The sequence below is a fragment of the Neptuniibacter sp. QD48_11 genome, assembly GCF_047778095.1.
In the GTDB taxonomy this organism is placed as follows: Bacteria; Pseudomonadota; Gammaproteobacteria; order Pseudomonadales; family Balneatricaceae; genus Neptuniibacter.
The window spans coordinates 744,240-758,369 of record NZ_CP180551.1; the positions used below are offsets into that span (position 1 = coordinate 744,240).

General features: G+C 45.0%; 12 protein-coding genes. 11 read left to right on the forward strand and 1 reads right to left on the reverse strand.

Features of this window, described 5'->3' with window-relative positions; genetic code table 11:
* Positions 1-2 precede the first annotated feature (2 nt).
* Complete coding sequence (ubiG, locus tag ACMXYU_RS03285; RefSeq protein WP_415883565.1) at positions 3-728, reverse strand: bifunctional 2-polyprenyl-6-hydroxyphenol methylase/3-demethylubiquinol 3-O-methyltransferase UbiG; 726 nt, start codon at positions 726-728, stop codon at positions 3-5.
* A 195-nt stretch (positions 729-923) separates the two neighbouring features.
* Between ubiG and gyrA the strand changes: the two genes are divergently transcribed.
* From gyrA to pyrF, 11 genes are all read left to right on the forward strand, one after another.
* Entirely contained in the window at positions 924-3,512 is a 2,589-nt protein-coding gene (gene gyrA / locus ACMXYU_RS03290; RefSeq protein WP_415883566.1) for a DNA gyrase subunit A, read from the forward strand.
* Positions 3,513-3,584: 72 nt separating this feature from the next.
* Complete coding sequence (gene serC / locus ACMXYU_RS03295; RefSeq protein WP_415883567.1) at positions 3,585-4,667, forward strand: 3-phosphoserine/phosphohydroxythreonine transaminase; 1,083 nt, start codon at positions 3,585-3,587, stop codon at positions 4,665-4,667.
* Between the two features lie 26 nt (positions 4,668-4,693).
* The gene (gene pheA, locus ACMXYU_RS03300; RefSeq protein WP_415900172.1) at positions 4,694-5,785 is read left to right on the forward strand and encodes a prephenate dehydratase; all 1,092 of its coding nucleotides are present in this window, start codon (positions 4,694-4,696) and stop codon (positions 5,783-5,785) included.
* 11 nt (positions 5,786-5,796) lie between these two features.
* Positions 5,797-6,903, forward strand: coding sequence for a histidinol-phosphate transaminase (hisC, locus tag ACMXYU_RS03305; protein ID WP_415900173.1), 1,107 nt, complete (start codon positions 5,797-5,799; stop codon positions 6,901-6,903).
* Positions 6,900-9,116 (forward strand): bifunctional prephenate dehydrogenase/3-phosphoshikimate 1-carboxyvinyltransferase, encoded by a 2,217-nt coding sequence (locus ACMXYU_RS03310; RefSeq protein WP_415900174.1) that lies wholly within the window; start codon positions 6,900-6,902, stop codon positions 9,114-9,116. Before hisC ends, ACMXYU_RS03310 begins: the two co-directional genes overlap by 4 nt.
* On the forward strand, positions 9,116-9,802 hold the full coding sequence (gene cmk / locus ACMXYU_RS03315) for a (d)CMP kinase (protein WP_415887060.1): 687 nt from the start codon (positions 9,116-9,118) through the stop codon (positions 9,800-9,802). Before ACMXYU_RS03310 ends, cmk begins: the two co-directional genes overlap by 1 nt.
* 31 nt (positions 9,803-9,833) lie before the next feature.
* A complete protein-coding gene (rpsA, locus tag ACMXYU_RS03320) occupies positions 9,834-11,522 on the forward strand; it encodes a 30S ribosomal protein S1 (RefSeq protein ID WP_415900175.1) in 1,689 nt (562 codons plus the stop codon).
* 40 nt (positions 11,523-11,562) lie between these two features.
* On the forward strand, positions 11,563-11,853 hold the full coding sequence (ihfB, locus tag ACMXYU_RS03325) for an integration host factor subunit beta (protein ID WP_415883573.1): 291 nt from the start codon (positions 11,563-11,565) through the stop codon (positions 11,851-11,853).
* A 19-nt stretch (positions 11,854-11,872) separates the two neighbouring features.
* On the forward strand, positions 11,873-12,178 hold the full coding sequence (locus tag ACMXYU_RS03330; RefSeq protein WP_415900176.1) for a lipopolysaccharide assembly protein LapA domain-containing protein: 306 nt from the start codon (positions 11,873-11,875) through the stop codon (positions 12,176-12,178).
* Entirely contained in the window at positions 12,168-13,358 is a 1,191-nt protein-coding gene (gene lapB, locus ACMXYU_RS03335; RefSeq protein WP_415900177.1) for a lipopolysaccharide assembly protein LapB, read from the forward strand. The genes ACMXYU_RS03330 and lapB overlap by 11 nt, the downstream gene beginning before the upstream one ends.
* 16 nt (positions 13,359-13,374) lie before the next feature.
* Positions 13,375-14,088, forward strand: coding sequence for an orotidine-5'-phosphate decarboxylase (gene pyrF, locus ACMXYU_RS03340; protein WP_415900178.1), 714 nt, complete (start codon positions 13,375-13,377; stop codon positions 14,086-14,088).
* Positions 14,089-14,130 lie beyond the last annotated feature (42 nt).

A 14,130-nucleotide genomic window follows, 5' to 3' on the forward strand; every position in this document is an offset into this window, starting at 1 on the left:
GATTACTCTGGTTTAGTCGTAGCGATAATGTAATTCACATCGACATCTGATGGATGAAGGCTGTATGTTTTCGTCAGTGGGTTATAAGTCATACCGCACATGTCTATATTCTTTAGGCCGCTTTGACGGATCCAGTTGCCAAGTTCAGAAGGGCGAATAAACTTTTTGAAATCATGAGTGCCTTCAGGAACTAGTTTCAGTACTTTCTCAGCGCCAAGGATCGCGAAAAGGTAGCTCTTTGGATTGCGATTGAGTGTCGAGAAAAAGACCTTGCCGCCCGGTTTGCAAAGTTTGGCACAGGCTTGAACGATTGAAGATGGATCGGGAACATGTTCCAGCATCTCCATGCAGGTAACAACATCAAAGGATTCAGGTTGCTCGGCTGCTAGCTCTTCAACGGGGATCTGTTTGTAGCTGACATTAACGCCACTTTCAAGACCGTGTAGTTTTGCAACTTTTAGAGGAGCGGCGCCCATATCAATGCCTGTTACGGTTGCACCGCGTTGAGCCATGGATTCGGACAAAATTCCGCCACCACAACCGACGTCTAATACTTTCTTTTCGGCCAGATGCGCAATGCGATCTATATAACCAACGCGTAACGGGTTGATGTCGTGGAGTGGTTTGAATTCGCTATTTTTATCCCACCATTTGCTGGCAAGTTCTTCAAACTTTGCGATTTCTGCTGGATCAACGTTTGCTTGAGTGCTGTTTTCTGGCTGAGTCATGATGTTTTAGCTTTAAAGTATTTGTTGGCATTCTACCATTGCTAAGGCATTGAAAAACAGTTGATCGCGCATCTCTAACTTTAATTGTATAACCTCTTATTTTTTCAGGATTCCCTTGTAGGAAATGTGATATACTCGCGCGGTTAAAAATATCCGCGGAAACCTTCCGTTGTGAGAGTGATTCAAGGATAGGGAATGGGTGATTTAGCCAGAGAAATCCTGCCAGTTAACATCGAAGATGAACTGAAGCAGTCTTACCTTGATTACGCAATGAGCGTAATCGTCGGCCGTGCGTTGCCAGATGCGCGCGATGGCCTTAAACCAGTTCACCGTCGCGTGTTGTTTGCGATGAATGAATTGGGCAATGACTGGAACAAAGCATATAAAAAATCTGCCCGTGTGGTAGGTGACGTAATCGGTAAATACCACCCGCATGGTGATAGTGCGGTATACGACACTATTGTTCGAATGGCTCAGGATTTCTCCATGCGTTATACGCTGGTAGATGGCCAGGGTAACTTTGGTTCGATCGACGGTGACTCCGCCGCTGCGATGCGTTATACCGAAATCCGCATGGATAAGATCGCCCATGAGCTGTTGGCAGATCTTGAGAAAGAGACCGTCGATTTTGTTGATAACTATGACGGTACAGAAAAAATTCCAGCGGTTTTACCTAACCGTGTGCCAAACCTATTGGTAAATGGCTCTTCTGGTATTGCGGTTGGTATGGCGACGAATATTCCACCGCATAACCTGTCTGAGGTGGTTCGTGGTTGTATTGCGCTGATTGAAAATTCAGACCTGTCTGTTGATGACCTTATGGAGTTTATTCCAGGTCCTGATTTCCCAACAGGCGGTATTATTAACGGCCGTGCAGGAATCCTTCAGGCATACCGTACTGGTCGTGGTCGTATCTATGTGCGTGCTAAGCACCATGTAGAAGAAGATGCAAAGAGCGGCAAGCCTTCACTTATCATCACTGAGATCCCTTATCAGCTTAACAAAGCGCGCTTAATCGAAAAGATTGCTGAGCTTGTTAAAGATAAGAAGATTGAAGGCATTACCGAACTTCGTGATGAGTCTGACAAAGACGGCATGCGTATTGTTATTGAACTACGTCGTGGTGAAATGCCAGATGTGGTTATCAACAACCTGTTTGCTCAGACGCAGATGGAGTCAGTTTTTGGTATCAATATGGTCGCTTTGGTTGATGGTCAGCCAAAGATCCTTGATCTGAAAACAGCGCTTGAATGCTTTATACGTCATCGTCGCGAAGTCGTTACTCGTCGTACTGTTTATTTGCTTCGTAAGGCGCGTGAACGTGGTCATATTCTTGAAGGTCTAGCGATTGCTCTTGCAAACATAGATCCTGTTATTGAAATGATTAAAACTTCGCCAACCCCAGCTGAAGCGAAAGAACGTTTGATCGCAGAAGCGTGGGCGCCGGGTGATGTAATTCAGATGCTGGAGCGTGCTGGTGAAGATGCATGTCGCCCTGAAGATCTGGAAGAACAGTATGGCTTACGCGATGGTAAGTACAATCTTTCTCCAGTTCAGGCTCAAGCAATTCTAGAGTTACGTTTGCACCGTCTAACAGGTCTTGAGCATGAAAAACTGATTGCTGAATATAAAGAGCTGTTAGAACGTATTGCTGAACTTCTGAAAATTCTAGGTTCACACGAACGCTTAATGGAAGTGATTCGTGAAGAGCTTGAAGCGATTTTGGAAGAATATGGTGATGAGCGCCGTACTGAAATTACTGCTTCTCGTAAAGATCTGACAGTTGCAGATCTGATCACTGAAGAAGATATGGTGGTAACTATATCTCACGGTGGCTACGCGAAAACTCAGCCGTTGACCGATTACCAATCTCAGCGTCGAGGTGGTAAAGGTAAGTCAGCAGCAGCGATTAAAGATGAAGATTTCATCGAGCATCTACTGATTGCGAATACCCACGATACGATTCTGTGCTTCACGGACCGCGGTAAAGTTTACTGGTTACGCGTATTTGAAATTCCAGTGGCGAGCCGCACAGCACGTGGTCGTCCGATTGTTAATATCTTGCCTTTGGATGAAGGTGAGCGCATCAGCACGATCTTGCCTGTAGGTAGCTACGAAGAAGATAAGTTTATCTTCATGGCGACAGCTTCCGGTACGGTTAAGAAGACTGCACTGACTAACTTCTCCCGTCCGCGTACTAGCGGTCTGATTGCTCTTGATTTGTTAGATGATGACCATCTAATCGGTGCTGCAATCACTAATGGTGAAGACGATGTCATGTTGATGACAAGTGCTGGTAAATCTATGCGCTTCCGTGAGGAAGATGTACGCCCAATGGGCCGTACAGCACGTGGTGTACGTGGCGTTAAGATGGATGACGGCGTTAAGGTTATCTCGTTAATCATTCCTCAAGAGGGCGGTAAGATTTTGACCGCTTCTGAAAATGGTTATGGTAAGAAAACCGCTGTTGATGATTTCCCTGTGAAAGGTCGTGGTGGTCAGGGTGTTATTGCTCAGCAATGCTCTGATCGAAATGGTGCCCTAGCGGGTGCTGTTCAAGTCTTCGATGGTGATGATGTCATGCTGATCAGTGATCAGGGTACCTTGGTGCGTACGCGCGGGGATGAGATCTCAGAACTTGGACGAAATACGCAAGGTGTAACTCTGATTCGCGTTAGCGATGAAGAACGCTTAGTCAGCGTTGCTCGTATCGAAGAACCAGACGAAGAAGAGCAGGTGGAGACTGATGCAGAGGCGGAAACCCCGACCACTGCAGAGGAATAATTTCTACCTCAAGTGCGGCGCGAATGTGCCGCATTTTTTATATATGACTTTAAGTAGAGTGAAGATAAGTCTATGACACGTAAGTACAATTTCAGTGCAGGCCCTGCTGGTTTACCTAGTGAAGTATTGCTGCAGGCTCAAGAGGAACTTCTAGACTGGCACGGTAAAGGCCTTTCCATTATGGAAATGAGTCACCGCAGTAAAGAGTTTGTCTCGGTTGCTGAAGCAGCAGAGCAGGATTTACGTGACCTGATGGGAATTGGTAGTGACTACAAGGTTCTATTCCTTCAAGGTGGGGCTACCTCGCAGTTTTCTATGATTCCAATGAACTTGCTGCGCGGTAAAACTACGGCTGACTATATTAATACCGGTATCTGGTCGAAAAAAGCGATCCAAGAAGCGTCTCGTTATTGTGATGTACGTATTGCTGCATCTAGCGAAGGTAACGGTTTTACTGCTGTTCCAAGCCAAAGCGAGTTGGAGCTAAATGCAGAGGCGGCTTATCTGCATTACACGCCAAATGAAACGATTGGTGGCTTGGAGTTTGATTATGTACCTCAGTCTGGAGATGTTCCTCTAGTTGCTGATCTATCCTCTACAATCCTGTCTCGCGAGATTGATGTAAACCAGTTTGGTTTGATCTATGCGGGCGCGCAAAAGAATATTGGCCCAGCAGGTTTGACGGTTGTGATTGTAAGAGAAGATTTGTTAGGTGATGTTGTTGCCGGCACACCAACAATGTTTGATTACAAAGTACATGCTGATGCTGAATCTATGTGTAATACACCGCCAACCTATGGTTGGTATCTAGCTGGTTTAGTCTTTAAATGGCTAAAAGCCCAAGGTGGTGTAGCTGCGATACAAGCGGCTAATCAGCGTAAACAAGAAAAACTCTATGCAGCGATTGATGCCAGTGACTTCTATGCTAACCCAATGGCGTCAGCTAACCGTTCTTGGATGAACGTGCCATTTACTTTGGCTGATGATGCTTTGGATAAACTGTTCTTAGAACAAGCAGAAGAAGCGGGTTTATTGAACCTTAAAGGTCATCGCTCTGTAGGTGGTATGCGTGCGAGCATCTACAATGCTGTCCCAGAGGAAGCAGTGGATGCGTTGATCGCGTTTATGCAGCAGTTTGAAAAGCAACACGCTTAAAATCATTTGCGGAAAATGAGAAGAGTATGAGTGAACAAGAAAAAGAGTTACGTGTTTTACGTGACCAGATCGATTCTATAGATGGTCAGCTTCATGAGCTTCTGAATCAGCGTGCTAAATGTGCTCAACGTGTAGCTGAAGTTAAACAGAAACATCAAGGTGAAGCGGCGGCTGTATTTTATCGCCCTGAGCGTGAAGCTCAGGTATTGCGCGCTGTGATGGAGCGTAACGAAGGTCCATTGCCTGATAAAGAAGTTGCACGTCTTTTCCGTGAAGTAATGTCTGTTTGCTTGGCGTTAGAAGAGCCAATGCGAGTAGCTTTCCTTGGCCCAGAAGGTACATTTACCCAACAGGCTTCAATGAAGCATTTTGGTCACTCTGCTCATAATCTTCCGATGCAATCGTCTAAAGATGTCTTCCGCGAAGTGCAGTCTGGTGGTGCTCATTACGGTGTTGTCCCAATCGAGAACTCTTCGGAAGGTGTTGTTAGTAGCACGCTTGATCTGTTTAAACAGTTCGATCTTAAAATTTGTGGAGAAGTGGAAGTTCCAGTTCACCTACATTTATTGGTCAACGAAGGTGATAGCTTGGATGAGATCTTCAAGATCTATTCCCATGAGCAGTCCCTAGCGCAAAGCCGTAGTTGGTTAGATGCGCGTTATCCACATATTGAAAAGGTTGCAGTCAGCTCTAACGCCGAAGCAGCACGTTTGGCTAAGCAAGAAGGTCAAGGTTATGCCGCCATTGCAGGTGACATGGCTGCAGAACTTTATGAACTTGAAGCTGCTGTTAGCAATATCGAAGATCAGGCGGATAACTCAACGCGTTTCTTGATCATCGGTGATCAGGATGTTGGCCCTAGCGGTGATGATAAAACATCCATTTTGGTTTCTGTGCCTAATGCTCCAGGTGCTTTGTATCAGTTGTTGGAACCTTTCCATCGTTCACAAATTAGTCTGACACGTGTAGAAACCAGATCATCTGCGAAACAATCTATGTTCTATATCGATTTCGAAGGACATAGTGAAGACAAGCTAGTTGCTAAAGCGCTGGCTGAATTAGCCAAAGAAAGTGTTGAGCTGAAAATCTTAGGTTCATACCCACGCGCGGTGCTTTAAGAGGCATATCGATGAGTTGTGATTTCTTTTCACTGGCTTCACCAGGGGTGCAAAATCTGCACCCCTATTTGCCAGGCAAACCACCAGAAGAGTTAGAGCGAGAGCTTGGCTTAACTGATGTGGTGAAGCTGGCAAGTAATGAGAGCCCAATAGGGGCCTCACCAAAAGTCGTCACAGCTCTCCAAGATAAACTGTCAGGCATCAATCTTTATCCTGATAGTGGTGGTTACCGATTGAAGTTGGCTCTGGCTGACTATTTAAACTGCCAGTCGGAACAGATTACATTAGGTAATGGCTCTAATGATGTGTTGGAACTGATCGCTCGTGCTTTTCTAACCTCAGATGATGAAGTTATCTATTCTGAATATTCTTTTGTCGTTTATTCGTTGGTGACTCAAGCAATTGGTGCTAAAGCTGTGGTCGCTCCAGCCAAAGATTGGGGGCACGATCTTGATGCGATGTTGGAGCGATTAACTCCAAATACTCGTATGATCTTTATCGCTAATCCTAACAATCCGACGGGTACATATTTAACCCAAGGACAGTTAGAAACGTTTTTAGCCCAAGTGCCAGAAAATGTCTTAGTAGTTTTGGATGAAGCTTACACGGAGTATGTGGAAGCAGAAGACTTTCCGGATAGTTTGAGTTTACAGAAGCAGTATTCGAATCTAATCGTTACTCGAACCTTTTCTAAAGCTTACGGCTTGGCTGGTTTACGTGTCGGTTACTCGGTTTCAAACAACGATATAGCAAATCTGTTAAGCCGAGTAAGACAGCCATTTAATGTGAATAATCTGGCGCTTGCCGCTGCAGAAATAGCTATATCTGATCAAGAGCATCTAGATAAAGCTGTACAAGTTAATACTGCAGGCATGGCTTTTTATCAGTCAGGTTTGGCCAAGTTGGGATTGGCATTTATCCCATCGGTAGGAAATTTTATTGCAGTAGATCTGGCTAAAGATGCCTCGCCTATCTACCAATCAATGCTAGAGCAGGGTGTTATTGTTAGGCCAGTGGCGAATTATGGAATGCCAAATCACCTGCGCATCAGCATTGGTTTACAACATGAAAATGAACGTTGCCTAAAAGCATTACAACAAGTGGTAGAGAAACGTTGAGTCAAGGAATCAAAAATACACTAATTATTGGGTTAGGTTTAATTGGCGGTTCTTTAGCAAAAGTACTTCGTCAAAACCGTTGTTGCGGACAGATTATTGGTTTTGATCGTGACCCAGAAGAGACAAAGTTAGGTTTAAGTAGCGGAGTGATCGATGTAGCTGCTGATAGCCTAGCGGATGCTGTAAGTCAGGCGGATATTATTGTTTTAGCAGTGCCTGTAAAAGCGATGGAAAAGGTGCTGGTGGATATTGCGCCATTTATCGCTGAAGAAACATTGATTACAGATGTAGGTAGTACTAAGGCTAATGTGGTCGAAGCGGCTAAGCGAGTCTTTGATCAAGTGCCTTCTGGTTTTGTACCGGGTCACCCAATTGCTGGTTCTGAGAAAAGCGGTGTAGCAGCAGCGGATGAACATCTATTTGAACAGCACAAAATTATTCTAACGCCTTTAGCAGAATCTTCATCTTACGCTGTTAAGGTGTTTACTGAAATGTGGGCGTCCACTGGTGCAGAAGTGCTGATTATGGACGTAGAAAAGCATGATGAAGTGTTGGCAGCAACCAGTCATCTCCCACACATGCTGGCGTTTTCCTTAGTGGATACTCTGGCTCAGGAACAAGGTAATAATACTGATATTTTCCGCTATGCAGCTGGAGGCTTCCGTGATTTTACTCGGATAGCCGGTAGTGACCCGACAATGTGGCACGACATCTGTTTAGCAAATAGAGACGCTTTGCTAGCGCAGTTAGATCGATATACATCGGGATTAGCAAAGCTAAGAGCAGCGATTGAGTGCGGTGATAGTGAGACGATGTTAGGCACTTTCACGCGTGCGCGAGCTGCGCGAGAACATTTTTCAAGAATCCTTTCTGGTACGGCATATTCACAAGATATGAGTAATCAATTAGTAACCTTTCGTGCCCAGCCTGGCGGCAGCGTAAGTGGTAAAATTCGAGTTCCAGGTGATAAATCTATTTCACATCGCTCCATTATGCTGGGTTCCCTAGCTGATGGTGTTACGGAAGTTACAGGCTTCCTTGAAGGTGAAGATAGCTTAGCGACCTTGCAAGCATTCCGTGATATGGGTGTGGTTATTGAAGGTCCTGATGATGGCAATGTAACTATCTACGGCGTAGGTGTTAATGGCTTAAGTGCACCTCCTGGGCCTCTATATGTAGGTAATTCCGGTACATCAATGCGTTTGCTATCTGGTTTATTGGCAGCACAGCAATTTGATTCTGAGCTTACTGGTGATGCTTCTCTTACTAAACGTCCAATGGGTCGTGTAGCTGATCCACTTCGTTTGATGGGAGCAGAGATCGAAACAGCTGAAAACGGTCGTCCACCAATGAAGATTAAGGGTGGTCAGGCACTAAAAGGCATTCATTATGATATGCCTATGGCGAGTGCTCAGGTTAAGTCTTGTCTGCTATTGGCTGGTCTTTACGCTGAAGGTGAGACCTCTGTAACAGAGCCTGCACCGACACGTGATCATACAGAGCGTATGCTCACGGGGTTTGGTTATCCTGTAGAGCAAAATGGCTCTAAAGCAGCGGTTAAATCGGGTGGTCAGTTGCATGCAACTCGCATAGATGTGCCTGCTGATATCTCTTCCGCGACATTCTTTTTGGTAGCAGCGGCTATAGCTCCAGGTTCTGATTTGACTCTAGAGCACGTTGGTATCAACCCAACCCGTGTTGGCATTATCAATATCCTGCGTTTAATGGGTGCGAACCTTGAATTACTTAATGAGCGTGAAGTCGGTGGCGAACCTGTTGCTGATATCCGTATTCGTTATGCACCGCTTAAAGGTATCCATATTCCTGAAGACCAAGTTCCTCTGGCAATTGATGAGTTCCCTGCGCTATTTATTGCAGCCGCTTGCGCCGACGGTACAACGATTGTATCTGGCGCTGAAGAGCTTCGCGTAAAAGAGAGTGATCGAATTCAATCTATGGTTGATGGCCTTAAAGCACTTGGTGTGGATATTGAAGGTACGCCAGATGGTGCGATCATCCAAGGCGGAGAGATCGGCGGTGGCGTTGTAGAAAGCCATGATGATCACCGTATTGCTATGTCTTTTTGTGTGGCTGCGTTGCGTGCTACTGGTGAGATCACAATTAATGACTGTGCCAATGTAGCTACATCTTTCCCTGGCTTTGTTGAACTAGCACAGACTGCAGGAATAAAGGTAGAAAAGGAGGAGGGATGATGTCTAACGGACAGGTCCCCGTAATTACCGTTGATGGTCCCAGTGGATCGGGTAAAGGAACTATATGCCAGCTATTGGCGAAAGAATTAGGTTGGGAGCTGTTAGATAGTGGAGCGTTATATCGCCTACTAGGTCTTGCAGCTAATCATCATGGTGTAAACCTTGATGATGAAGAAGCGTTGGTCGTTTTAGCTGCACACTTAAATGTGCAGTTTATTCCTCGTGATGACGATACCGTTCAGATCGTTCTGGAAGGTGAAGAGGTTACTGATGCTATTCGCACTGAAGCTGTAGGAAAGGATGCTTCTATCGTTGCAGCTATTCCAGCGGTTCGTGATGCTCTATTAGAGCGTCAGCGTGCATTTGCTGAAATGCCTGGGCTAATTGCAGATGGTCGTGATATGGGTACGGTTGTTTTTCCTGAAGCGCCACTCAAAATCTATCTCGATGCCAGTGCTGAAGAGCGTGCTGTACGACGTTATAACCAGTTGATAAACAAGGGACTGGGTGCTAGTCTTCAAGCTATATTGGAGGATATTCAGGCACGAGACGACCGTGATATGAATCGTCCTGTTGCTCCTCTTAAGCCCGCGGCGGATGCAGTAATTCTTGATACGACTAAGATGTCAATCGAAGAGGTCCTAGCCGCTGTAATGGATGCAGCGAGGCATAAAGGGCTTCGCTGATAGTGTCATAACGACAAAGCGGGATACAGATATGAGCGAGAGCTTTGCTGAACTATTTGAAGAAAGCCTTCAAGAGTTGGAGATGGCGCCGGGCGCTATCGTAACGGGTACAGTAATTGCGATTGAGGATGACTTTGTTATCGTCAATGCAGGTCTCAAATCAGAAGGTGTTATCCCGCGGTCGCAGTTTATTGATGACTCTGGCGAGCTAACAATCGATGTTGGATCCGAAGTCAGAGTTGCGTTAGAAGCTGTCGAAGACGGCTTCGGTTCTACCCAGCTTTCTCGTGATAAAGCGAAACGTGCAGAAGCTTGGGCAGAGCTTGAGAAAGCTTACGAATCTGATGAAATTGTAACAGGGCGCATCTCGGGTAAAGTCCGAGGTGGTCTAACGATTATGCTTGGAAGTATTCAAGCATTCCTCCCGGGCTCTTTAGTCGATGTCCGTCCTCTTCGAGATACCAGTCACTTAGAAAACCAAGAACTCGAGTTTAAATTAGTTAAGCTCGATGCCAAGCGCAATAACATTGTTGTTTCGCGTCGCGCTGTGCTCGAAGCGGCTTACAGTGTTGAGCGTGAAAAACTACTTTCAGAACTGAAAGAAGGCCTTGTTGTTAAAGGCGTTGTCAAAAACATCACCGACTACGGTGCATTTATCGATCTTGGCGGTGTGGATGGTCTGTTACACATCACTGATATCGCATGGAAACGCGTTAAGCATCCAAGTGAAGTCCTAACGGTTGGCGAAAGTATCGATGTTCAGGTACTGCGTTTCGATAAAGAACGTAACCGTGTATCGCTAGGGGTTAAACAGTTAACGGAAGATCCGTGGACACAGCTGATTGCTAATTACGAAATCGGTACCAAAGCGAAAGCGAAAGTGACGAATCTTACTGATTACGGTTGTTTCGCTGAGATCGAAAAAGGTATTGAAGGTTTAATCCATGTTTCTGAAATGGATTGGACCAATAAAAATGTGCATCCATCTAAAGTTGTTCAGGTGGGAGACGAAGTCGATGTGATGTTATTAGACATCGATAAAGAGCGTCGTCGTATCTCTTTAGGTATGAAGCAATGCAAAGCGAATCCTTGGCAAGAATTTGCGACTAAATTCCAAAAAGGTGATCGCTTAAGTGGTAAAATCCGTTCAATAACTGATTTTGGTGTTTTCATTGGCCTAGAAGGTGGTATCGATGGCCTTGTACATCTATCCGATTTGTCATGGGATGACAGCGGAGAGGATGTTGTTAAAACACTGAAAAAAGGCGATGACTTAGAAGCGGTGGTGCTTTCGGTTGATTCAGAGCGAGAGAGAATCGCTTTGGGTGTTAAGCAGTTAGATGAAGATCCATTTAGCAGCTTTACTGCGAGTCATGGCAAGGGCAAAGTTGTTAAAGGTACGGTTTCTGATATCACTGACAAGGCGGTTAGTGTAACCGTGGCGGAAGGTGTTGAAGCGGTACTAAGAATCTCCGATGTGTCTCGAGAGCGCATAGATAATCTAGCAGATCATTTTAGCGTCGGAGATGAAGTTGAGGCTATGATCAGCCAAATCGATCGTAGAAACAGAGTGATTTCGCTCTCTATCAAGCAGATGGAAGTAGAGCAAGAGAAACAAGCTCTGGATAAAATTAGTCAGCAGTCTGAAACGACGCTATCAGGCCCAACGACTATCGGTGATTTAATTAAGGCTCAGATGAATAAAGGTGACTCTGAGTAGCTAGGCAGTATGTACGGTCCACGAGCAAAGGAGTATAGGTATGACGAAATCTGAACTGATTGAAGTACTAGTAGATCGACATGAACAATTGTCGGTAAAGGATATCGAGCTGTCCGTGAAGACGATGCTAGATCACATGACAGAATCTTTGTCTCAAGGTGATCGTATAGAAATCAGAGGATTTGGTAGTTTTTCACTACATTATCGAGCGCCTAGAACAGGGCGTAACCCAAAAACGGGTGAGTCTGTAGCGCTTGATGCTAAATATGTTCCGCACTTCAAACCAGGTAAAGAGTTGCGTGAACAGGTAAATGATTCAATTCAAAATTAGGTAATTGAGGTTTAATCCGGTGCGTTTAGTTAAAAAATTGATCTTCGTTGCTTTAGCGTTTTTGGCACTATTTATTGGTTTAATGTTAGTGATTAACAACACAGATCAGGTTGCGATTAATCTTGTTTTTCTGCAGCTACCAGAATTTAGTTTAGGTACTTGGCTAGTAGCGACATTTGTTGCGGGTGCTCTTATCGGTGGAGCGCTTAGTACAATGATTATCGTGATGTTAAAAACCCGTTTGGGCTCTGCGCGCCGTAAAATTGCTAGTACTCAAAAAGAGCTAGATCAGTTGCGAGTATCCAGCCTGAAAGATGCCGTTTAATCTCGACAACGCTTTTCTTTTAATTCCGTTTGTTCTGGCGATCGGCATTGGCTGGTTGCTAGGCAGGCGTGATAAGCAGTCAAAGCCTGCGCCTCCCCAAACGAATCTAAGCCACGAATACTTTACGGGTTTAGATTATCTTTTGAATGAGAAAATGGATGAGGCGATTGAAAGCTTTATCCGTGCTTTAGAGATCAATTCAGATACCATTCCAGCCCACCTTTCTTTAGCAAAGCTCTTTCGCCGTAAAGGTGATGTAGATCGAGCGATACAGATCCATCAAAACCTTCTAGCGCGCCCAAATTTGGATCGGGATGATTTTATGCGGATTCAGATGGCGCTAGCGAATGACTATTATTCTGTGGGCTTGTTGGACCGAGCTGAAAATCTCTTACAGGAAATTATTAAATCTCCTTCCCCTAAACGCATCCACAGTAAAGCGCTCAATCTGTTAATTAAGCTCTATGAGAAAGAAGGTGAGTGGGAAGAAGCCTTAGTTACAGCGAATAAACTCCCAACGGATGAAAGACGTGATTTAAATAACGAGTTAGCGCATTACTGCTGTGAATTAGCTGACATGGCATTACAGCAAAAGCTTATCAAAGCGGCGGCTGAGTATCTCAAAGATGCAGAGCAATTTGATTCGAATAATGTTCGTGTAAGCTTGTTAAAAGCTCAGATCGCAATGAAGTCTGAACAGTGGAAGCAGGCGATCAAGCATCTTAAAAAAGTATCAAAACAAGACCGGTTATTTGTCTCCGAAACGATTCCTCTGCTGAGGGAATGTTATGAGAGAACAGGAGATCATAAAGATCACCTAGAATACCTACGTAGCTGCTTGGCGCATTCTCCCTCAACGACAGTGCTGATTGCTCTCGCTGAGCATGTTAAGCAGGAGAGAGGTGTTTATGCGGCTGGAAGTTTTATTACTGAAGAATTAAAGCGTCGTCCTTCAGTAAAAGGATTTAATAGTCTGATCGATCTTCATATAGAATATGGCTCAGATAGTGCTAAGGATAGCTTAAAGGTATTACGAGGTCTGACAGGACAGTTAGAACTCTCAAAACCCGTATACCGTTGTAATAGTTGTGGATTTTCAGGCAGAACGCTCTCCTGGCAGTGTCCTTCATGTAAAAGCTGGGGCACGACTAAGCCTATTCAAGGCTTGGAAGGCGAATAAATTTTAGAGAACTTATATGTTATTGGATAAAAAAAGAGTCATTGTTGCACTAGATTACCCTGATCAAAATCAGGCTTTGGCAATGGCTAAGCAGTTGGACCCGACTCGATGCCGTGTAAAAGTTGGTAAAGAGTTATTCACGCGAAGTGGTCCGGCTATTGTAGAAACACTTCAGAGCCTAGGCTTTGATGTCTTTCTAGATCTGAAATTTCATGATATCCCGAATACTACGGCTAAAGCCGTTCGCGCAGCTGCCGAACTAGGCGTATGGATGGTCAATGTTCATGCTTCGGGTGGCCGCCGTATGATGGAAGCTGCTCGCAACGAGCTTGAGCAAGTTAATGGTTCTGAGACGTTGTTAATCGGTGTGACTGTACTAACCAGTATGGAGCGCAGTGACTTGCGCGATTTAGGGTTAGATATTGAACCGTTAGAGCATGTGAAACGTTTGGCTAAGTTAACTGAAGAAAGTGGTCTGCATGGTGTGGTTTGTTCTGCACAGGAAGTAACACCACTACGCCAAGTGATCGGCGAAGAATTCAAACTAGTAACGCCGGGTATTCGACCTGCGGATTCGGATGTTGGCGATCAGAAGCGTATTATGACACCGTCAGATGCATTAAAAGCAGGCAGTGATTACCTAGTGATTGGTCGCCCAATTACTAAAGCAGATTCGCCTGTAGGCGCACTAGCTAAAATCGATGCTGAATTAGAACCGTTGCTTTCGTAGCTTTAGCAAGCTATAAAGAAGGTCTGGCTTAAATGGATGAGG